The 21,907-nt window shown below is 37.8% G+C and carries 17 protein-coding genes; 11 read left to right on the top strand and 6 right to left on the bottom strand.

Features of this window, described 5'->3' with window-relative positions:
* Positions 1 to 22 precede the first annotated feature (22 nt).
* Positions 23 to 1,354 (bottom strand): MFS transporter, encoded by a 1,332-nt coding sequence (locus I5515_RS03835; protein WP_199964825.1) that lies wholly within the window; start codon positions 1,352 to 1,354, stop codon positions 23 to 25.
* Between the two features lie 370 nt (positions 1,355 to 1,724).
* Between I5515_RS03835 and glpK the strand changes: the two genes are divergently transcribed.
* Both glpK and glpD read left to right on the top strand, forming a co-directional pair.
* Positions 1,725 to 3,233, top strand: a complete 1,509-nt coding sequence (gene glpK, locus I5515_RS03830; RefSeq protein WP_199964824.1) for a glycerol kinase GlpK — start codon at positions 1,725 to 1,727, stop codon at positions 3,231 to 3,233.
* 149 nt (positions 3,234 to 3,382) lie between these two features.
* On the top strand, positions 3,383 to 4,900 hold the full coding sequence (glpD, locus tag I5515_RS03825) for a glycerol-3-phosphate dehydrogenase (protein ID WP_199964823.1): 1,518 nt from the start codon (positions 3,383 to 3,385) through the stop codon (positions 4,898 to 4,900).
* 41 nt (positions 4,901 to 4,941) lie between these two features.
* Here the strand turns inward: glpD and I5515_RS03820 are convergent, their stop codons facing one another.
* Positions 4,942 to 6,774: a phosphoenolpyruvate carboxykinase (GTP) gene (locus tag I5515_RS03820; RefSeq protein ID WP_199964822.1), complete on the bottom strand. Its 1,833-nt coding sequence runs from the start codon at positions 6,772 to 6,774 to the stop codon at positions 4,942 to 4,944.
* A gap of 391 nt (positions 6,775 to 7,165) precedes the next feature.
* Between I5515_RS03820 and I5515_RS03815 the strand changes: the two genes are divergently transcribed.
* The 4 genes from I5515_RS03815 to groL all read left to right on the top strand — a co-directional run bounded on the left by I5515_RS03815 (position 7,166) and on the right by groL (position 11,012).
* The gene (locus I5515_RS03815; protein WP_199964821.1) at positions 7,166 to 8,104 is read left to right on the top strand and encodes a diacylglycerol/lipid kinase family protein; all 939 of its coding nucleotides are present in this window, start codon (positions 7,166 to 7,168) and stop codon (positions 8,102 to 8,104) included.
* The gene (locus I5515_RS03810; RefSeq protein WP_199964820.1) at positions 8,085 to 8,843 is read left to right on the top strand and encodes a metallophosphoesterase family protein; all 759 of its coding nucleotides are present in this window, start codon (positions 8,085 to 8,087) and stop codon (positions 8,841 to 8,843) included. Before I5515_RS03815 ends, I5515_RS03810 begins: the two co-directional genes overlap by 20 nt.
* A 185-nt stretch (positions 8,844 to 9,028) precedes the next feature.
* Positions 9,029 to 9,319, top strand: coding sequence for a co-chaperone GroES (groES, locus tag I5515_RS03805; RefSeq protein WP_002120604.1), 291 nt, complete (start codon positions 9,029 to 9,031; stop codon positions 9,317 to 9,319).
* A 58-nt stretch (positions 9,320 to 9,377) separates the two neighbouring features.
* Entirely contained in the window at positions 9,378 to 11,012 is a 1,635-nt protein-coding gene (gene groL / locus I5515_RS03800) for a chaperonin GroEL (RefSeq protein ID WP_199964819.1), read from the top strand.
* 171 nt (positions 11,013 to 11,183) lie between these two features.
* Here groL and I5515_RS03795 read toward each other — a convergent pair whose 3' ends face one another.
* Positions 11,184 to 11,558, bottom strand: a complete 375-nt coding sequence (locus I5515_RS03795; protein WP_199964818.1) for a diacylglycerol kinase — start codon at positions 11,556 to 11,558, stop codon at positions 11,184 to 11,186.
* A gap of 107 nt (positions 11,559 to 11,665) precedes the next feature.
* On the opposite strand from I5515_RS03795, the gene I5515_RS03790 reads away from it, so the two are divergent.
* Complete coding sequence (locus tag I5515_RS03790; protein ID WP_199964817.1) at positions 11,666 to 12,628, top strand: MBL fold metallo-hydrolase; 963 nt, start codon at positions 11,666 to 11,668, stop codon at positions 12,626 to 12,628.
* A gap of 48 nt (positions 12,629 to 12,676) precedes the next feature.
* Here I5515_RS03790 and I5515_RS03785 read toward each other — a convergent pair whose 3' ends face one another.
* On the bottom strand, positions 12,677 to 13,813 hold the full coding sequence (locus I5515_RS03785) for a glycerophosphodiester phosphodiesterase (RefSeq protein ID WP_199964816.1): 1,137 nt from the start codon (positions 13,811 to 13,813) through the stop codon (positions 12,677 to 12,679).
* Between the two features lie 263 nt (positions 13,814 to 14,076).
* Here I5515_RS03785 and I5515_RS03780 point away from each other — a divergent pair, with 263 nt between their 5' ends.
* Positions 14,077 to 17,172 (top strand): multidrug efflux RND transporter permease subunit, encoded by a 3,096-nt coding sequence (locus tag I5515_RS03780; protein ID WP_199964815.1) that lies wholly within the window; start codon positions 14,077 to 14,079, stop codon positions 17,170 to 17,172.
* A gap of 72 nt (positions 17,173 to 17,244) precedes the next feature.
* The gene (locus I5515_RS03775; protein ID WP_199964814.1) at positions 17,245 to 17,820 is read left to right on the top strand and encodes a DUF4112 domain-containing protein; all 576 of its coding nucleotides are present in this window, start codon (positions 17,245 to 17,247) and stop codon (positions 17,818 to 17,820) included.
* A gap of 38 nt (positions 17,821 to 17,858) precedes the next feature.
* On the opposite strand, the gene htpX is transcribed toward I5515_RS03775, so the two are convergent.
* Together htpX and I5515_RS03765 are read right to left on the bottom strand one after the other, a co-directional pair.
* Complete coding sequence (gene htpX, locus I5515_RS03770) at positions 17,859 to 18,764, bottom strand: protease HtpX (RefSeq protein WP_005307880.1); 906 nt, start codon at positions 18,762 to 18,764, stop codon at positions 17,859 to 17,861.
* Between the two features lie 247 nt (positions 18,765 to 19,011).
* Positions 19,012 to 19,881 carry a lytic transglycosylase domain-containing protein gene (locus tag I5515_RS03765; protein WP_199964813.1) on the bottom strand — a complete coding sequence of 290 codons (870 nt, stop codon included), beginning with the start codon at positions 19,879 to 19,881 and terminating at the stop codon, positions 19,012 to 19,014.
* Positions 19,882 to 20,385: 504 nt separating this feature from the next.
* On the opposite strand from I5515_RS03765, the gene ttcA reads away from it, so the two are divergent.
* Together ttcA and I5515_RS03755 are read left to right on the top strand one after the other, a co-directional pair.
* The gene (ttcA, locus tag I5515_RS03760; protein WP_003650120.1) at positions 20,386 to 21,291 is read left to right on the top strand and encodes a tRNA 2-thiocytidine(32) synthetase TtcA; all 906 of its coding nucleotides are present in this window, start codon (positions 20,386 to 20,388) and stop codon (positions 21,289 to 21,291) included.
* Between the two features lie 204 nt (positions 21,292 to 21,495).
* Complete coding sequence (locus I5515_RS03755; RefSeq protein ID WP_002118641.1) at positions 21,496 to 21,879, top strand: SCP2 sterol-binding domain-containing protein; 384 nt, start codon at positions 21,496 to 21,498, stop codon at positions 21,877 to 21,879.
* Positions 21,880 to 21,907 lie beyond the last annotated feature (28 nt).

The following is a 21,907-nucleotide window of genomic DNA, read 5'->3' as shown; positions in this document are numbered from 1 at the left end:
ATTAGCTCTTATTTCTAAAATATTAATGTTCTTTAATTTTTGAATGATGCTTAGTATCTTTCATAAAAATATAAATAATAAGTGAAATGAAGATCATAATACTTACGTAAATAAAGTACCAAGATTCATGTCCAGCCTCTTTAAAACTTAAAGCAAAAAACTCTGCTGTACCGCCAAATAATGTATTGGCAATCGCGTAGGGTAAAGCTACCCCTAAAGCCCGAATATGAGCAGGAAAGAGCTCAGCTTTAACCACGGCATTAATTGATGTATAACCTGTTACCATGACTAGACCCGCCAAGCATAACCAGAAAGCAGTCCAATAATTATGTGTGGTTGCAAGGGCATTAAATAAAATATAAGTAAATAAAACCCCCGTTACACCAAAGGCAATCATAAGTGGCTTACGTCCGATACGGTCTGACAAAGCACCAGCTACAGGTTGTAAACACATGAAAATAAATAGTGCTAAAGTGGTGATTTGAGTGGCTTCGGGTTTTGTAAATCCAGAAGTATTCACTAAATATTTTTGTAGGTAAGTGGTGTAAGTATAAAAAGCTAAAGTTCCGCCAGCTGTTAAAAATAATACTGTAAAAGCCTCTTTAGGATAGTGTTTGAATAAAGCAAACATGCCTGATTCTGGTTGGTCTTTTTCAGCTTGAGCATTTTTAAAAGATTGTGTTTCTAATAAGCCACGACGAATACGGAACACCACAATGGCAAGTAAAGCGCCAATAAAGAATGGAATACGCCATCCCCAATCATGTAACTGCTGTTCGGTTAATACCATTTGTAATATTAAAAGAACACATAGAGCAGTTAATTGTCCTGCAATTAAGGTTACATATTGGAAGCTTGAGAAAAAACCACGTCGGTTTTTTTCAGCCATTTCACTTAAATAAGTGGCACTTGCTCCATATTCACCACCTACGCTTAAACCTTGAATTAAACGAGCGACAACTAATAAAAGAGGGGCAAATACACCAATACTTTCATAGCTTGGTGTCACAGCAATAAGAAGTGAACCTACACACATTAAAGTGACGGAAAGTGTAAGACCTGCTTTACGTCCTTTACGGTCTGAATAAATTCCCATAATCCATGCACCGATTGGGCGCATTAAAAAACCGACAGCAAAAATAGCGGCAGCTTGTAGCAATTGTGCGGTTTGACTACCTTTTGGGAAAAAAGCATGTGCAAAATAGAGGGTAAATGCGGCATATACATACCAGTCGTACCATTCGACAAGGTTACCCGCAGAACCACCCAAAATTGATTTTAGGCGAGTTTTTGTATCTAAATGATGTTGCGGAGTTGTTGCTGTAGAAGGTTGATCAACCATGGGTCGCTCCATGTTTCGCTTGGGTTGAATGCTTAAAAAGAGAGAATTTATTCCGTTTTTACATATTATCCAGAGGAGTATTTCACTTTATTTTTTTTATGTCTGTAAAACAATGTTTATTATTTAAGCAAAGGAATAAGTTGAATATTTATGTGATTTCAAATTATACAACTTGCATGTTCTTATCGCTAAATTTTGACTTACTGCATATTATTTTCCCATAAAGCTAAAAATTTGATAAAGAATCACCAAAGTTTTGTTTAAGAGGCAATATATGCGTTAAAAACAATGATATATTCCAAAGAAAATTTTGAATAATACAGTTCAACATGATGTTTTATCGTCATGAGCTAGTTGTGGAAATAATGAAAGGGATATTCAGATGTCAAATTGCCCGAAAAAATATATTGTCGCTTTCGATCAGGGAACAACAAGCTCACGAGCAATTGTTTTAGATCATGATGCCAACGTTGTAAGTATTGCTCAAAGAGAATTTACCCAAATTTATCCTCAACCAGGCTGGGTTGAGCATGATCCTATGGAAATTTGGGCAACACAAAGTGCGGTGTGGGTAGAGGCATTAGCTCAAGCTAGCATCAAAAGTGAACAAGTGGCGGCGATTGGAATTACAAACCAGCGGGAAACCACAATTGTATGGGATAAGAAAACAGGAAAACCTATTTACAATGCAATTGTTTGGCAAAGCAGACAAACTACAGAGATATGTAATCAATTACAAAAGGCAGGTTGGCAAGATCATGTCCGTAAAGTGACAGGTTTGGTGATTGATCCGTATTTTTCTGCCACCAAAATAAAATGGATTTTGGATCATGTAGAAGGAAGTCGTGAACGAGCTGAGCGAGGGGAGTTATTATTTGGTACAGTTGATACATGGTTAATCTGGAAATTAACTAATGGCACAGCCCATGTCACTGATTTCACCAATGCTTCGCGAACGATGCTTTTTGATATTGAAAAGCTTGAATGGGATGAAGCACTTTTACAAGCTTTGGATATTCCTAAAGCAATGCTACCAGAGGTGCGCAGTTCATCTGAGGTATATGGCTATACACATACAATTAGTGGGCAAGAAGTTGGAATTCCAATTGCAGGTATAGCAGGGGATCAACAAGCTGCACTTTTTGGACAAATGTGTGTAGAGCCCGGACAAGCAAAAAATACTTATGGTACAGGCTGTTTTCTTTTAATGAATACGGGGAAAAAAGCGGTTAGATCTGAACATGGATTACTCACGACGATTGCTTGCGGTGCAAATGGTGAAGTAAATTATGCTTTAGAGGGTGCCGTGTTTAATGGTGGTTCTTGTGTGCAGTGGCTTCGTGATGAGTTAAAAGTAATTAATAATGCTCAAGATTCAGAATATTATGCAACACGCGTAAAGGATAGTAATGGCGTATATGTAGTACCTGCGTTTACAGGATTGGGCGCGCCATATTGGGATCCGACAGCTCGTGGAGCGATTTTTGGACTTACTCGTGGAGCGAGTATAGAGCATATTGTTCGTGCAACTTTAGAGTCAATTGCTTACCAGACAAGAGACGTACTTGATGCGATGCAGCAAGATGCAGAAGAAGAATTACGTACACTTCGAGTCGATGGTGGAGTAACTGCTAATAATTTCTTAATGCAATTTCAGGCTGATATTTTAGCCACTCCAGTTGAAAGACCCATTATGAAAGAAACAACCGCTTTAGGTGCTGCTTTTCTTGCTGGACTAGCAACAGGTTTTTGGCAAGATTTAAATGAATTAAGAAATAAGTCTGCAATAGAAAAAGTTTTCGTGCCACGCGCCAGCCTTGAAGAAACTGAAGTTATGTATAAAGGTTGGTTGAAAGCAGTTCAGCGTAGTCAAAATTGGGCAGAGGATTGATTTTTTCTTAAATTAATTAAATAGCAGAGTAATCAATGAATAGCTAACGTAGTACCTATTTAAAATTGATTATTCTGCTTTTTTGATTGTTGTTTCATCAATTTGATGTTTTAATTTTTAATAACATAAACAATAAAAAGAAATGAGAAATGACAGTACAAACTAATGATTATTCAAAAATATATGATATTGCCGTGATTGGTGGTGGTATTAATGGCGTTGGTATTGCGAATGATGCAGCAGGTCGTGGATTATCGGTATTTTTATGTGAAAAAGACGACTTGGCTAGTCACACGTCCTCTGCGAGCAGTAAATTAATTCACGGCGGTTTGCGCTATTTAGAACATAAAGAATTTCGGCTAGTCAGAGAAGCTTTAGTGGAGCGTGAAGTCTTGTTGGCTAAAGCTCCTCATATTATTAAACCAATGCGTTTTATTATGCCTCATCGACCACATTTACGACCTGCATGGCTAATTCGGGCAGGCTTGTTTTTTTATGATCATTTAGGAAAACGAGAAAAATTATTAGGGTCAAATCTCATTTATTTCAAAGAAGATAGTCCTTTAAAACCAGCCATCACTCGTGGTTTTGAGTATTCTGACTGTACTGTAGATGATGCACGTCTTGTCGTGTTAAATGCACTGCAAGCTAAAGAGAAGGGTGCCAAAGTTGTAACACGGACACAATGTATTAAGGCTTATAGACAACAAGAATTGTGGCATTTGGAACTACAAAGCGGGACTGACTTTTATCAAATACGTGCAAAAGCCTTAGTAAATGCAGCAGGCCCGTGGGTAGAGCAAATTATTAGTGAAAACCTACAATTAAAATCTCCATATCAAGTTCGGCTTATACAAGGAAGTCATATTGTTGTGCCTAAACTGTATGATTGCCACAAGGCCTTTATTATGCAAAATGAAGACCGGCGTATCGTGTTTGCAATTCCTTATTTAGAACAATACACATTAATAGGTACGACTGATCAGGAATATTTGGATGATCCACAAAAGGTAAAAATTACGGAAGTAGAAATTGATTACCTTCTAACGGTGACAAATTCGCATTTTAAAAAACAGCTTACCTGTGCAGATATTGTAAGTCAGTTCTCAGGAGTCCGGGCTTTATGTGATGATGAGTCAGATAATCCTTCGGCAGTTACACGTGACTATACAGTGGCATTGCAAGTGGAAGATAAAATGACTCCCTTATTGTCTGTATTTGGTGGAAAGATTACAACTTATCGGAAATTAGCGGAATCTGCTCTGGAGCAACTTAACCCGTTTTTCACAGAAATGGGAGAGGAGTGGACAGCAAATGAAGTATTACCTGGTGCAGAGAATTGGACCACACTTGAAGATTTAGTTATAAAGATTCAAAACCAAGTGGAAGGGGTAAATGAGCAACTTGCTGCGCGCTGGGCAAATGCGTATGGCTCTCGAGTTTGGGGTATGTTGCATGAACAAAAAGTTCTTGAGCAGTTAGGACAAGATTTTGGTCACGGTTTATTTGAATCTGAAGTTCAATATTTATGTGAAAATGAATGGGCAAATACAGCAGAAGATATATTGTGGCGTAGAACTAAGTTAGGTTTGGCATTTGATGAAAAACAAATAAAAATTTTGGAAAGCTATTTAGCTGGACGTCGACAAAAAGATGATGCCGCATAATAAAAAAGGTCGCACATGGCGACCTTTTTTATATTTAGCAATTAGAAGCCAGTTTTTACAGCTTCAAGTAAAGCTGCTTGACGTTCTTTTAATGCTTTTGGTAAGCGTTCACCAAGTTTATTGAATAACTCAGTATGGCTTTCAATTTCAGTAACCCACTGATCTTTATCTTGAGCTGTGATGAGGTCAAATTCTTCTTTAGAGAAATCAGTACCTTCCCAGTTCAAGTCATCGTAAGTTGGAACAAGGCCAATTGGTGTTTCAACAGCGTTTGCACGACCTTCACAACGGTCAATGATCCACTCAAGAACACGCATGTTTTGACCAAAACCAGGCCATACGAAGTTGCCTTCCGCATCACGACGGAACCAGTTTACATTGAAGATTTTTGGTAATTTATTACCAGCAGCTTCAGCTTTTGAACTTACGTCTTGACCAAGGCTTAACCAGTGATCGAAGTAGTCAGCCATGTTGTAACCCGCAAATGGAAGCATTGCGAATGGGTCACGACGGACAATACCTTGTTGACCAACAGCAGCAGCAGTAGTTTCAGAACCCATAGTTGCAGCTTTATAAACGCCATCAACCCAATCAAATGCTTCAGAAACTAAAGGAACCGTATCTGCACGGCGACCACCGAAGATAAATGCAGAAATCGGAACGCCTGCTGGATTTTCCCAGTCAGCATCGATAGAAGGGCATTGACCAGCAGCAACAGTGAAGCGCGCATTTGGATGAGCAGCTTTTTCACCATTTACGTGAGGTTGACCTTTCCAGTTGGTTAAGTTAGTTGGAATTTCTTTAGAAAGACCTTCCCACCATACTTGACCATCATTAGTTACCGCAACGTTTGTATAGATAACATCTTTGTGAAGAGTTGCCATACAGTTAGGGTTCGTTTTTGTGTTTGTACCAGGAGCAACACCAAAGAAGCCAGCTTCTGGATTGATTGCGTATAGACGACCATCTTCACCTGGTTTAATCCAAGCAATATCGTCACCTACAGTCTCAATTTTCCAGCCTTCATAGCCTGCTGGTGGAATTAACATTGCGAAGTTTGTTTTACCACACGCAGATGGGAATGCTGCAGCGATATAGTGTTTCTCACCTTGTGGGTTAGTCACACCAAGAATAAGCATGTGTTCAGCTAACCAACCTTGTTCGCGTCCCATCACAGAAGCGATACGAAGTGCTAAACATTTTTTACCAAGTAATGCGTTACCGCCATAACCAGAACCGTAAGACCAGATTTCACGAGTTTCTGGATAATGAACGATGTATTTTTCAGGGTTACAAGGCCATGCAACGTCTTTTTGCCCTTCAGCAAGTGGAGCACCTACGGTATGAATACAAGGAATGAATTCGCCGTCTGTACCTAACACGTCATAAACTGCTTTACCCATACGAGCCATTTTACGCATGCTAACAGCAACGTAAGGAGAGTCAGTTAACTCAATACCGATATGAGCAATATGGCTTCCAAGTGGACCCATAGAGAAAGGCACAACGTACATTGTACGGCCTTCCATTGATCCTTCAAACAAACCATTTAGCTTTTCACGCATAACAGCTGGTTCTTCCCAGTTGTTTGTCGCGCCAGCATCTTCTTTCTTTTGAGAACAGATGTAAGTACGATCTTCAACACGCGCAACGTCAGATGGGTCAGAATTTGCAAGATAAGAACCAGGATGTTTTTCTTGGTTTAACTTCTGCATGGTGCCGTTAGCGATCATCAAGTCGATTAGACGTTGATACTCTTCTTCGCTTCCGTCACACCATTCGATTTTTGCTGGTTTGGTTAAGTTTGCAATTTCTTCAACCCATGCGATAAGCTTAGGATGACGAACGAATTCTGGTGCGTTCACTGTGGTCATGGTGAGGCCTATTCAAAATATGTACAACAATGTACAAGTCATTCATTGAGGTACAATGAAAGATCAAATAAAAAAGTGGCTGTATTAAAGCATAAAATCATAAAAAAAATAAGACTAAAGAATAAGAAATAGATATTTTAATTTTTAGATTTTTTTGATTAAAATCATATATTTATTATTTTTTAACCTATTTTATTCTTTACATTTTTATGTTGTATGTGTGTTATTTATATTATTTATTTTTTTTAAAATCAATAACTTGATGTTTAATTTTTTCTTGAGAATTATTATTGATTAAACAAATGATCATCATTCAAAATTTACATAAAGAGACTTTTATTAGGTGATTTTCTATACAAAATACAGATAAATCCTCTTTAAGATAATAAAAATGCGGACTTTAAAACCTCTCTCTATCATCTATAACCAGAAATCGGGTTTTCATGCTTCAAAACATGAAGATATGTATGAACAATTAATGACTGTACTCACCGAATTTGGTTTTGAAATACAAGTTTTTGAATTAGCAGAGGATGTCACCTTTGATGATTTGATGAGCGAAGTAATCCATAGGCATAGTCAAAGTGAAAATTTAGGAGTTGTTGTTGCAGCTGGTGGGGATGGGACATTAAATGCAGTGGCTTCCAAACTTAGACATACCAATATTCCGATGGGAATATTGCCTTTAGGTACTTTTAATTATGTTGCCAAAGTTTTGGATATTCCTCTAGATTTGCTCGAGGCCGCTAAAGTGATCGCTACAGGTACACCTAGATCAGTACACGTGGCAGCAATTAATGATCATATTTATTTAAATAATGCGAGCTTGGGTTTATATCCACTTTTTATCAAAAAGCGCGAACTCTACAATAAATATTTAGGAAGACTACCTTTACATGCATACACCTCAGCTTTGGATGTTTTATTAAGGGACAATAAATCCATGAAACTGTCTGTGACTGTAGATGGAAATAAATATCCCGTTAAAACCCCTTTGATTTTTTTTGGCAATAATCAATTGCAACTATGTGATATGAAATTAAGAATTGCTGAATGTGCTGCACAAGGACGAGTAGCAGGGGTTGTAATTACAAAAAATGATAAGTTAAGTTTACTGCACATGCTATGGGAGTGGATTCAAGGTAAAGTGGAAGATGCACAAGATGTATATAGTTTTTGTGCAAACCATGTTGTTGTCGATTGTGCAAAAAAATCTAAACTTACGGTTGCGTTGGATGGTGAAATAATAGAGATGAAAACACCTTTAAATTTCACTGTAGAAAAAAATGCTTTAAATATTATGGTGCCGAATGTTATTACAGCTGTCTGATTTACACTTTGGGACAGAAAAAAAAGAGTGTTTAGATGCAATTCGGCTTTTTTGTACCCAACATAGGCCTGAAGTGATTGTGGTGAGTGGAGATATTACTCAACGTGCCCGATATGAACAATTTTTTAAATGTCGACAGTTTTTAGACAGCCTCAATATTCCTTATCTTGTTGTGCCAGGTAATCACGATATTCCTTTGTATCATGTCTGGAACCGTTTTTTTTCTCCATTTACCCGATATCGATATTTTTTTGGTGAACTAGAGCCGACTTTAGAAACTGAACATTTTTATATTGTTGGGGTAAACAGCATACGCCGTCGTTATCACACACGTGGACATATTTCGATTGAACAAATTCAAGATACTTATGAACGCTTACAGAAAGGGCCAGAGAATAAAATAAAACTTGTGGTTTTCCATCAACCTTTCTATACATCTCCAGATAATAAACATGGGACAAAGGATTGTCCTGTTTTGGCTAGAATTGCTTTAGAAAAGTGGAGTACAACAGGATTATTTGGAATGCTGCATGGGCATTTGCATAAAACGGCTGTCTATGATTTAACGCAGATTTATCAATTAGAAATAGATCATCCTATTTATGATATTCATGCAGGAACAGCGACTTCTACTCGTCTATATCATCATAATCCGAATAGCTTTAATACGGTTTCAAATACAGGAAAGATTCAGCATTACAGGTTCAATGAACAGTTGGCTGAGTTCACTTCATATTGATTTGGTTTAGATGGGATTAAACACTTGATTGTTTAAAAAATATTCAAAAAAGGTAAGTTTTTTTTCATTTTCCCCTTGAAGCCTTTTTTTTCATCCCCACAAAAGTGACATCTAAATATTTTGTTATTGCTCTAGATAAAAGCAATAACGATTAATCAAAAAGACTTAGTCTGGTGGAGTTAATTATGAGCAACATTCGTCCATTACATGATCGCGTTGTAATTCGTCGCGTAGAAGAAGAAACCAAAACTGCTGGCGGTATTTTACTTCCAGGTTCTGCTGCTGAAAAACCATCTCAAGGTGAAGTAATTGCAGTAGGTAATGGTCAAATCACTGAGAATGGCGTACGTGCTTTGGATGTTAAAGTTGGTGACAAAGTATTGTTTGGTACTTATGCAGGTACAACAGTGAAAGTAAGTGGTGAAGAACTCTTAATCATGAAAGAGTCAGACATTTTAGCTGTGTTGGAAGGCTAATCAATCCATAACTCAATTCATTATCAGATTTAGTATTTAAAAAGATTCGGAGTTTAATATGTCAGCTAAAGACGTAAAATTTGGTGATTCAGCTCGCTCAAAAATGATTGCAGGTGTGAACGTACTTGCAGATGCGGTTAAAGTGACTTTAGGCCCTAAAGGTCGTAACGTAGTTATTGACCGTTCTTTCGGTGCTCCGCACATCACTAAAGATGGTGTAACTGTTGCTAAAGAGATTTCATTAAAAGACAAGTTTGAAAACATGGGTGCTCAACTTGTTCGTGAAGTTTCTAGCAAAACTAACGACATCGCTGGTGACGGTACAACAACTGCAACTGTACTTGCTCAAGCAATTTTAAATGAAGGGATCAAATCTGTAACTGCAGGTATGAACCCAATGGATTTAAAACGTGGTATCGACATTGCAGTAAGAACTGTAGTTGAAAATATCCGTTCAAATGCAAAACCTGCTGATGATTTTAAAGCGATCGAACAAGTTGGTTCTATCTCTGCTAACTCTGATACTACTGTTGGTAAACTTATCGCTCAAGCGATGGAAAAAGTAGGTAAAGAAGGCGTAATTACTGTAGAAGAAGGTTCTGGCTTTGAAGACGCATTAGACGTTGTAGAAGGTATGCAGTTTGACCGTGGTTATATCTCTCCGTATTTTGCAAACAAGCAAGATACTTTAACTGCTGAACTTGAAAACCCGTTCATTCTTCTTGTTGACAAAAAAATCGGCAACATTCGTGAATTGATTTCTGTTTTAGAAGCAGTTGCTAAAACTGGTAAACCACTTCTTATTATCGCTGAAGATGTTGAAGGTGAAGCACTTGCTACACTTGTTGTAAACAACATGCGCGGTATTATCAAAGTATGTGCTGTTAAAGCTCCTGGTTTTGGTGACCGTCGTAAAGCAATGCTTCAAGATATCGCGATCTTGACTGGCGCAACTGTTATTTCTGAAGAAGTTGGTATGTCTTTAGAACAAGCGACTCTTCAAGATTTAGGTACTGCACACAAGATCACTGTTTCTAAAGAAAACACTGTAATTGTTGATGGTTCTGGCGATGCAGCTGCTATTGCTGAACGTGTTCAACAAATCCGTGCTCAAATTGAAGAATCTTCTTCAGAATATGACCGTGAAAAATTACAAGAACGTGTTGCTAAATTAGCAGGCGGTGTTGCTGTAATTAAAATCGGTGCGGCAACTGAAGTTGAAATGAAAGAGAAGAAAGACCGCGTAGACGACGCACTTCATGCAACTCGCGCTGCGGTTGAAGAAGGTGTGGTTGCTGGTGGTGGTGTTGCGCTAGTACGTGCTGTAAATGTATTAGACAACCTAAAAGGCGCTAACGAAGATCAAACAGCGGGTATCAACATTTTACGCCGTGCGATCGAAGCTCCACTTCGTCAAATCGTTGCAAATGCTGGTGATGAGCCATCTGTAGTGATTAATGCAGTTAAAGCTGGTGAAGGTAACTTCGGTTACAACGCTGCAACTGGCGAATATGGCGATATGTTAGAGATGGGTATTCTTGACCCTGCTAAAGTAACTCGTTCTGCACTTGAACACGCTGCTTCTGTAGCTGGTTTAATGTTAACTACAGAATGTATGATTACTGACATTCCAGAAGATAAACCAGCTGTTCCAGATATGGGCGGTATGGGTGGTATGGGCGGTATGATGTAATTAAACATCAACGTCTAAATAAAAAAATCCCTGCATTTGCAGGGATTTTTTTATTTCTTATATAAATTAAGAAAAAGTTAAGTTCATATTCTTAAACTTATAGTCAGGAAAAGTAGCTGTATTTCCTCTATTTTGTTACGCCATGCTTATCCTTTATAAGCATGGTTTTTTTTAGCCTAATAAAATGACAAGCCATGTAACTGCAATAATAGACAGTGCAACAAATTGAGCTGCACTTCCCATATCTTTTGCATTTTTAGAAAGCTGATGTTTTTCAAGAGAAACTCGGTCAACCACTGCTTCAATAGCTGAATTGAACAGTTCAACGATCATTGCAAATAAACATACAATAATCATAAGGGCATGTTCACCACGGGTTACATCAAGAAAAAAACTGACTGGAATTAAAATAAGATTAATCAAAACAATTTGACGGAAAGCTGCCTCATTCTTATAAGCTGCTTTAAATCCGGAAATAGAGTAGCCCGTTGCATTTAATATACGCTTAAGACCAGTTTTGCCCTTATAAGGAGAATAGCTATTCATTTACTTATATTTCTGACACATTTCATGCATTATATAACGCGGCCCTTAAAAAAAATATTAAATATTTTTTAAAGATTTTAACTTTATAACTTGATAGAGAAGAAGAGATGAAAAAACTATTTTTAGCATTAGGACTTGTCATGGGGGGCTTACATGTAAGCTATGCAGAACCAACCTCAGCTCAACAAGTGCCCGGATATTATAAGCATCAATTTGGTAATTATCGCATCACCTCTTTACTTGATGGCACCATTTATTTAGATCCTAAATTGTTCAAAAATTTGAGTCAGGCCGAGAAGACTAAAATTTTAACGAAGTATGCTGCGCTTAATGAAAAGGGAATTCAAACTTCGGTAAATGCCTTTTTAGTAGACGACGGTAAAAGTTTGACCCTTGTTGACAGTGGTGCTTCAAGTTGTTTTGGTCCACAGTTAGGTTCAATTGCTAAAAATCTTGAATTGGCAGGCTATCAACTTGCCAATGTGAAAACGGTTTTGTTGACACACTTACACCCAGATCATGTTTGTGGTATTGCTCAAAATGGAAAAGCTGTATTTCCTAATGCAACCATCTATGCACATGAACGTGAAGCTGATTATTGGTTAAATCCAGCTTCTGAAAAAACAGTACCAGCGAGTCAAAAAGAAAATTATTTAAGCACTGTTAAAAATGTAAAAGCTGCACTTGCACCGTATCAAGCGAAAAAAGCATTCAAAACCTTTAAAGATGGTGATGTTATTCAAGGCTTTGAAGTGATCAATACACAAGGGCATACACCGGGTCACCATAGCTTCCGTTTAAAAAGTAAAGGTCAACAAATTGTCTTTGTTGGAGACATTGTACACTCACACTCTTTACAGTTTGATGCTCCAAAAACCGGGGTGGATTTTGATGTAAATTCAGAGCAGGCAATTAATACTCGTTTAAAAATGTTTGCTGAAATTTCAAATAAGCAGCAATGGGTAGCTGCTCCACATTTACCATTCCCAGGAATCGGGCATGTGTATAAAGTGAATGCAGAGCAATATCAATGGATTCCTTTATATTTTGATAATGTCGTAGAAAAATAAATAAAAAAACAGGGCATTCAATGCCCTGTTTTTTTATTAAGTATTTAACTATTTTGCTGCTTTCTCAAAATTATTAACTGCTTCACGACCGAGAGCAGGGTCATCTGTAAAGACACCATCAACACCTGCTTTGAAATATACTTCAAACTCTTTTAAAGCGCCTGTTGGGCAACGCTCAGCAGGTTTATCGCTACATTTTAGAGGCTGTGGTAAAAAGTTATTCTCTGGGCGGAAAGTATACGGATGTACTTTTAAGCCAGCTGCATGTGCATCAGTAATAAATGAAGTGGTTTGTACTGAACCATCGTTATTGAAATTGAGAATGTAGTTTTTGCTTGGGCCTACACCATTTGCATATTTAGCAACATCTTTTAAGCTTTGTGCTGTGGCTAAATCACCATATGTTTTAGATACGCCAGATTCGACAAAGTCGGCTGGTCGAGATGTTTTTGCATCATATAACTGAATGATTTGTGCATGTTTAAGCGTCTTATGAAGGTCTAATTGATCTTTTAAATATTTTAAGTTGCTGACTTCAAAAGATTGTAAATAGATAGGTGCGATATCACGTGTATATTGATATTTGGCAAGAGTTTTAAGAAGCGTGTCCTCCATAGCCAAATCCTTATTTTTAAAGTAAGTCGGATGTTTGGTTTCGATATATAAACCAATAATTTTTCCGGTTTTCTTATAGTTTGCTTCGGCAAGTTCAATGACTTGTTCTAGGGTTGGAATTGAATAGAGGTCGTTATAAGCTGTATTTGCTGGTCGGAACTCTGGAATACGCTCACGTGCTTTAACTTGTTGTAATTCATTTAAAGTGAGGTCTTCTGTAAACCAACCTGTTAAATCTACACCATCAATATTTTTTGTGACTTTACGGTCCGCAAACTGGGTGAGGGTACTTATATTTGTTGTACCACCAATTTCGTTTTCATGACGGGTAACCAGTACACCATCTTTTGTTGATACCAGATCGGGTTCAATGAAGTCAGCGCCATCATCAATGGCTTTTTGATATGAAGCTAAGGTATGTTCAGGACGCAAAGCGCTAGCACCGCGGTGTCCTATTACTAAAATTTTAGGATATTGATATTCTGGTGTAGTTGTTGAGGTTTCAGTTTTATCATCATTACAACCAACTAGACTCATTAAACTTAAGCATAAAAGTGCTTTTTTAAACATAATTCTACCCATATTGTTTTAGTTAATACGCCTCAAGTCTGGTGTTTTAGTTTGACACGATCATGAAGAATTCATGAATTTTCAGTGACACTATTTAACTGGTTTTTTATCGGTTTGTTGGAAAAGGTATATCACCCTTTGTTTTTGTCTTAATTACATTTATTGTTCTAATTCTACTTGTCTTTTTTATACCGCTCGTTGATGATCACAAGGTCTCAAAGCGGCATTACTTCTGTTAATTAACGACATCATACCGAGCAGCCATGCTATCAAAATTTTTTATTCATCGCCCCATTTTTGCCAATGTATTGGCGATCATTGTTATGGCTTTTGGTATTTTTTCGGTCATGCATTTACCCGTAGAACGGTATCCTGACATTGCTCCTCCAAAAATTACAGTGTCGGCAAGTTATAGTGGGGCAGATGCGCAAACGGTTGAGCAAAGTGTTACTCAAATTTTAGAACAACAAATACAAGGTATTGATCACTTACTCTACTTTAGTTCATCAAGTGATTCATCTGGACGTAGCCGCATTACCATTAGTTTCGATAATGGAACAAACCCAGATACCGCGCAGGTACAAGTACAAAATAGCATTAGTGGGGTAATACGCCGTTTACCTGATGAAGTTCAGCGCCAAGGTGTTACCGTGAGTAAGTCTTTAGGCGATACTTTTATGGTGATTGGCTTATATGACTCGACTGGAAAAACAGGAAATATTGAGTTATCAGACTATTTAACTACACATGTGGTAGATAATTTGAATCGTATTGAAGGGGTCGGTGAAACTGATATATTCGGTTCACAATATGCGATGAGAATTTGGTTAAATCCAGAAAAATTAAAACAATATAACTTAATGCCAAGTGATGTTGCTAATGCAATCACTGCTCAAAATACACAAGTTGCTGCGGGTGCGATTGGTGATTTACCTGTTATCGATGGGCAATATTTAAATACTAAAGTTACAGCAGGTTCGCGACTAAAAACAGTCGAAGACTTTAAAAATATTGTCGTAAAGTCCAATAAAATGGCAGGTTATGTTTATTTAAAAGATATAGCCAGAGTTGAGCTAGGTGCAGAAAACTATCAATCTTTTAATACTATTAATGGTTATCCTGCCGCAGGTGTGAGTATTTCGTTATCTTCGGGTGCGAATGCCATTCAGACCTCTAAACTCATCCATCAGACTCTAGATCAGCTTACAAGCAAGCTACCTGTTGGTTATAAAATTGTTTATCCACGAGATAATACACCATTTGTTCAAGAGTCAATTAAAGAGGTGGTAAAGACTCTTGTGGAAGCCATTATTCTAGTAATTTTGGTGATGTTCCTATTTTTGCAAAGCTGGCGCGCAACTCTTATTCCGAGTATTACCGTTCCAGTCGTTATTTTGGGAACTTTTGGTGTTTTATATGTGCTCGGCTTTAGTATTAACACATTAACTTTGTTTGCACTGGTACTCGCTATTGGTTTGCTGGTTGATGATGCGATTGTGGTCGTGGAAAACGTTGAGCGGCTCATGCATGAACAGCACTTAACACCTAAAGAAGCCGCAATTGAGTCAATGAGTGAAATTAGTGGCGCCTTAATTGGGATTACATTGGTTTTAACTGCTGTTTTTATTCCAATGTCCTTTTTAGGTGGCTCAATTGGGGTGATTTACCGCCAGTTTTCCATTACTTTAGTGGCAGCTATGGCGTTGTCACTCATCGTTGCATTAGTTCTAACACCTGCTTTGTGTGCCTTAATTTTAAAGCCTAACCCTGAGCCTATGCGTTGGGCAGTTTGGTTTAACCAGAAAATTGATCAAGTTAAAAATCAATATATAAAGATCGTACAGACAAGTATTGATTACAGTAAATCGGTTGTTGTTATTTTTGTGGCTCTGATTGCTGTTTTTATGCTGTTCTATAGTGGTTTGAAAAGTGGGTTTATTCCTAAAGAAGATCAAGGCATTTTAAGTGTTCAAATTAAACTCGTCGATAGCGCTCCGATGTCTCAAAGTCAGAAAATCGGTGAGCAAGTCCGTCAATATTTCTTATCTCAAGAAGATAAAAATGTCGATTTGGTTTTAATTCGCTATGGTCGAAATAATTCTGGTACGGGACAGAACCTAGCGCAAGGCTTTGTTGCTTTAAAACCGTGGGATGTACGTACTGGAAAAAGTGATTCGGCAGATGCTATACAAAAGCGTGCGATGAAATATTTTAGCCATTTTAATAATGCTCAAATCAATGTGACTTTACCTCCTTCGGTAAATGGTTTAGGTCAAACAGATGGTTTAGATTTATGGATCCAAGATTTAAATGGACAGGGTCAAGATTTTCTAGATAGGACTTTCCGTCAGTTGCAAACTCAAAGTAAAAGCTACTCGACTTTTGAAAACTTTGATAAGCAGTCAACCAATAGTAAAGCAAACTTAAACATTAAAATTGACCAAAAACAAGCATTAGCAAATGGCTTAGAGTTACCTGCAATTAATAACACTCTCTCAAGTGCGTGGGGTGGAACTTACGTAAATGACTTTATTGACCGTGGCCGTATTAAGCGAGTCATGATTCAAGGTGATGCTGAGTTCAGATCGAAACCTGACGATTTATATAACTGGTCTGTACGTAATAACCAAAATGAAATGGTGCCTTTTAGTTCGTTTGCTAACTTTAGCTGGGGTGGGGCTCCTGAAATTGTAAAACGCTATATGGGTTATAGTGCTTTACAGTTACAAGCAGATGTTGCGAGTGGCAGTAGTTCAGGTCAGGCAATGAAAGATGTTGAGCAACTTGTCAATCAACAAAAGGATGTGGGTTTAGCGTGGACAGGTTTATCTTTTGAAGAGCAGAAGTCAACAAATCAGGCAGTCTGTTTATATCTAATCTCGGCAGGCTTTATTTTCTTATGTTTAGCAGCTTTATATGAAAGTTTGAGCATTCCAGCCGCTGTGATGACATCTATTCCATTAGGCGTAGGGGGAAGTGTTATTTTCTCTTATATTTTTGGACTACCAAATGATGTGTATTTCCAGATCGCACTGTTAACCACGATTGGGTTGTCATGTAAAAATGCAATTTTAATAGTTGAGTTTGCAGCCTTGGCTCAAGAAAAGGGCAAGAATGCCATTCAGGCGTCTTTAGAAGGCGCTAGCTTGCGTCTAAGACCGATTTTAATGACATCTTTAGCTTTTGGTGCTGGTGTTATTCCTCTTGTATTTGCACAGGGTGCTGGTGCTGTAAGTCGTCAAGAAATCGGGATTAGTATTTTGGGCGGCGTTATGTTTGGTACTGTGCTGGTTTTATTCTTTATTCCAGTCATGTATGTGTTATTGCGTTCGCTATTTAAATCGAAAGCTTCGAGTTAAAAGTTAACAATTTAAAAAGAGGCATCAAATCAAGTATATTAAGTTTAACTTTTCTCCATATATTTGATTGAGATGTCCCAACAAAAAAAATTAACAGAGCAACAGGTCATCGCATTAGAACGAGACCTTGCCAAGTTCGCAACCATGATGGATAGTGCGGTCCGTATTCCCTTTACAAAGCAGGGTATTGGAGCAGATGCTGCCTTAAGTACGATTCCAATTGCAGGTGATGTAGCAGGTTTTGTTCTGACTTGCTACGCCATATATAAAGCCAAGCAAATTGGGGTGCCCCAACATAAGTTAACCCCAGTAATAAAATTGGCTGTAGTGGATGCTGTCGTTGGATGTATTCCGATCGCAGGAACTATTTTCGATATTTTTATTCGCCCTAGCAGAAAAGCATTAGAGGTGGTTCATACTCACATACGTGAAGAATATGCAATTCAGAGCGATATCCATGTAATTCATCCCTATTTACACGAGAAACTGGAAAAGAAACAGCAGCATTCAGCCTTTTGGCGTAACCCTGTTGTGAGTTGGCTATGGCTACATATACCTGATTTACTCGGCTTATTTGTACTTATTCTTATTGGTTTTGCGATGTGGTGGGGGATAAGTTTTCTCTGGGGACTCTTCCATTCAATCTAATAAAAAAAGCCTCCCAATGGAGGCTTTTTTTAAGCATATTATGGGCAATCTAACTGATGTAGAGCCGCAACACGCTGTTCAATTGTAGGGTGAGTTTGGAACAAAGCAGCTAAACTAAAACCTTGTTCTTTACCTTCCGCAATTGCGAATGCTTTCATTTCTTTTGGCATTTGATCAGGTAACTCTGTTTCAGCTTGCAAACGTAATAAAGCAGAAATCATTGCTTGTTTACCAGCTAAACGTGCACCTGCTTCATCAGCACGGTATTCACGGTAACGAGAGAACCACATGACAATGGCAGAAGCGAGAATACCGAACACGATATCTAGAACCATCGTAATGAGGAAGTAACCCATACCAGGAGCTTGATCATCTTGACGACCAAAAACATTACGGTCGATAAAATCACCCACTACGCGAGCAAAGAACATAACGAAGGCGTTCACGACACCTTGGATGAGTGCTAGGGTAACCATATCACCATTCGCAACGTGACCAATCTCATGCGCAAGCACAGCACGTAGCTCATCTTTATTCATACGCTCAAGTAGACCAGATGAAACGGCAACTAAGGCATCATTTTTATTCCAGCCTGTTGCAAAGGCATTGGATTGATATGATGGAAAAATACCAACCTCTGGCATATTAATACCAGAACGTTGAGAAAGTTCAGCGACTGTTTGCAATAACCAGCTTTCAGCTTGGTTACGGGGAGCATTCGGGTCGATCAGTTCTGTACCGGTCGTTTTTTTAGCCATCCATTTTGACATGAATAATGAGATTAAAGATCCCACCATACCAAACACAAAACAGATCACTAAAAGGTTGCCTAGATTCAAGCCACCCGCGCCATGGTAACTACCGACACCGAAGAGTGACAAAATAATGCCAGCTACAACCAGTACCGCGAGGTTGGTAAGCAAAAACAAACCAATCCGCATCATTGAGAAAACCCTCTTATAAATAAAATGTTATCTGATTTACAAATTCTAAATCATGCAGCTAATATGCGGGGCTTAGGGGAAAAATTCAAGAAAAAAATAAGGAATTGATACATTCTTTAACATAGCAGAATGTACCTAAATTTAAAGAATTATTGGTTAAATTCGCCTAAATGGTAAAGATCAGGTAATAGATCATTACAATTTAAGGTACATGAACTTGACGGCATGAAACCGTCAGTAAACGTTTTTATTCTATCCGAATATGTGCAATTGCTGTGGCATTGTTCGTGACATAAGTACCCTTAGGCGCATCAGTAAATGTTCCATTCGATAAAGTCACAATTTGACGAGAAGAGGAATATTTAGGTGCTGGTACGGCTATTTGAGCAGTAGTGTTTTCCGCTAAATTTGAAGATTGAGAAGTGACTTGTGCTGAAGTATTAGAAGTCGGGGAAAAAGATGAAAACCCTTCACCAGATGCATATAAGTTTTGATATCGACTTGTTACACGGCGCACGTAATCTTGTGTTTCACGGAAAGGTGGAATACCACCGTATTTATCAACGTTACCTTCACCTGCATTGTAAGCTGCAAGGGCCATTTGTGTATTGCCACGAAAACGCTTGAGTAACCAGCTTAGATATTTTGCACCTGCAAAAATATTTTGCTGAGCGTCATAGGCATTGGTTACGTTAAATCGACGTGCAGTCGCAGGCATAAGTTGCATAAGACCTTGCGCACCCACAGGAGAGCGGGCATTTGCATTAAATCCTGACTCGGTATGCATAACAGCCTTAATTAAGCCTTCAGATACACCATGCTGTAGGGCAGCTTGTTTAATAATATGGTCAAAAGCATTTTTATTCTTGCTATAACTCGGCAGGACAGAGGCTTCTGATGCTCCCCAGTTTGTATAACTATGAATATTACTATCAGGGTAATATGTCACTTTTACTTTTTTAAGTGAGTGATCATAACTTTTTCGGTTAGTTAGTAATGTACTACCGTTTTTATCTTGGTAAATATACATTTGACCAGCTGAACTCGACGTTATGCCGACCGAAAAAGTGGTCATCCCCAATAAACAAGAAAAAAGCAATTGAACCGATTTTTTCATTTTATGTTATTCACATTTTTAAGATATTCAAAACTTGTCGAAGAGTTTATCAAAAAATACTACGGAAAGAAGTTTTGTGTAATTTTTTTTATTTCGACTCTTTCAAAAAATCAAGCTGTTTTGTTCGAATGCTCATCAAAAAAAATTAAAAATTATTTTTAAAATGATTCTATTGACTTGAATAACATGTTGATATTAAAAGGTAAAAAACATTGGTTAAAAAATGATCAATTTAAATAAAACCCTTAACAGAAGGTCAAAACAGTTTGTCAAGCACTAAGAAATCCACAATTTTATCCACAGGTTTTGTGGAAAACTGTGGAAAAGTCCAAAAAGTAAGCGCTTTGCACAAATTTTGAACGCTTCAGTCAAAATAGAGCATGTCTTTTGCATCATGTAGGAGCAATGTGACGGCTTCAAGAATTGAAACTATTCTTTTGATGCGATTTTCGTCCGAATCATATAAAATTGCGCGGTATTTTTATTTATGGGTATATCTCGTCTATGTACGCGCCAGTTGAGTCCAATCAGGGATTTAATTTTAAGCCTGAACTTCCAACAAGCTCGGCCTATTACCGTTTGCTCAAGAAGCTTCGCCGTCAAGTTGGACATGCTATTCGTGACTTCAATATGCTTGAAGAGGGCGATAAGGTCATGGTGTGTGTGTCTGGTGGTAAAGACAGTTATACCTTGCTCGATATCATGTTGCAGTTTAAACGTATTGCACCAATCAATTTTGATGTTGTTGCTGTTAACCTTGACCAAAAGCAACCAGGCTTTCCTGAAGATGTCTTACCTCGTTATATGGAAGAAAATAACATTCCATATTACATTCTAGAAAAAGACACCTATACGATTACCAAACGTTTAACACCGGAAGGTAAAACCTACTGTGCAGTATGTTCGCGTTTACGCCGTGGTTCTTTGTATGGCTTTGCACAAGAAATTGGTGCGACTAAAGTTGCTTTAGGGCATCACCGTGACGACATTCTTGCAACATTCTTCTTAAATCTGTTCCATGGTGGTAGTTTAAAGGCGATGCCTCCAAAGCTTTTATCATCAGATAAGAAGAATATTCTGATTCGTCCATTGGCATATGTTGAAGAAAAAGACATCATTAAATATGCTGAGTTGCGTCAGTTCCCAATCATTCCATGTAACCTTTGTGGTTCGCAGGAAAACTTACAGCGTGCCATGCTTAATGAAATGCTACGTGATTGGGATAAACAATATCCGAAACGCTTACATAGTATTTTTGGTGCGTTACAAAACGTATCTCCGTCTCAGTTAGCGGATCGTGAATTGTTTGATTTCGAAGCTCTAGATTCTCAGCGCGAGCTGGATTTTAAAGATCCGGAAGAGCTTAAAAACCGTTTAGATGTCGTGAACTTAAGTTTTGCTGCTGAGTAAAACTACTTGATAAGTCAATTAAAGGCACTTTATAAACAAGTGCCTTTAATGTATCAAAATACTAAAAAATGAATGTTCCGTACAAAAAGTCATAGCCCAAAATTTAAATTACATGCTATAACAACGCTCAAGCAGAATTGCTTCACATGATGTTGTCTGGATAGGCAACTAGAGAAATTGAACAAATAAATTTGAGGAAGAATCATGCCTGCATTTTTAACTGAAGATTGGTTTGCTACTGTCGAAAAATTAACTGCTGAAGCTGGGGATCTTAATTTGCCACCCGCTCTTGCGAATTTGGCAATTAATTTAGTAGTTACAGATGCTTCTGGAAATACCGAATTAGCTTTAGATGGGGGTAAAATCCAAAAAGGTTTGTCTTCAAATGCCAAAACAACTTTAAATATGGATGCTGAAACTTTACGTAAAGTATTCTTAGAGTTTGATATGGCTGCTGCTATGCAGGCATTCATGACTGGTAAAATTAAAGTTCAAGGTGATATGTCTCAATTAATGGCTTTACAAACAGCTAAGCCAAGCCAAGAACAAAAAGATTTGTTCAAAAAAGTATTAGAGCATACCGCTTAAATTTTAAAGAATTCATATAAAAAGCTTA

The sequence above is a fragment of the Acinetobacter calcoaceticus genome (assembly GCF_016508255.1).
Classification (GTDB): domain Bacteria; phylum Pseudomonadota; class Gammaproteobacteria; order Pseudomonadales; family Moraxellaceae; genus Acinetobacter; species Acinetobacter calcoaceticus_E.
The sequence above is the reverse complement of the archived record's forward strand: the minus strand, read 5'-3'. Positions and strand labels throughout refer to the sequence as shown.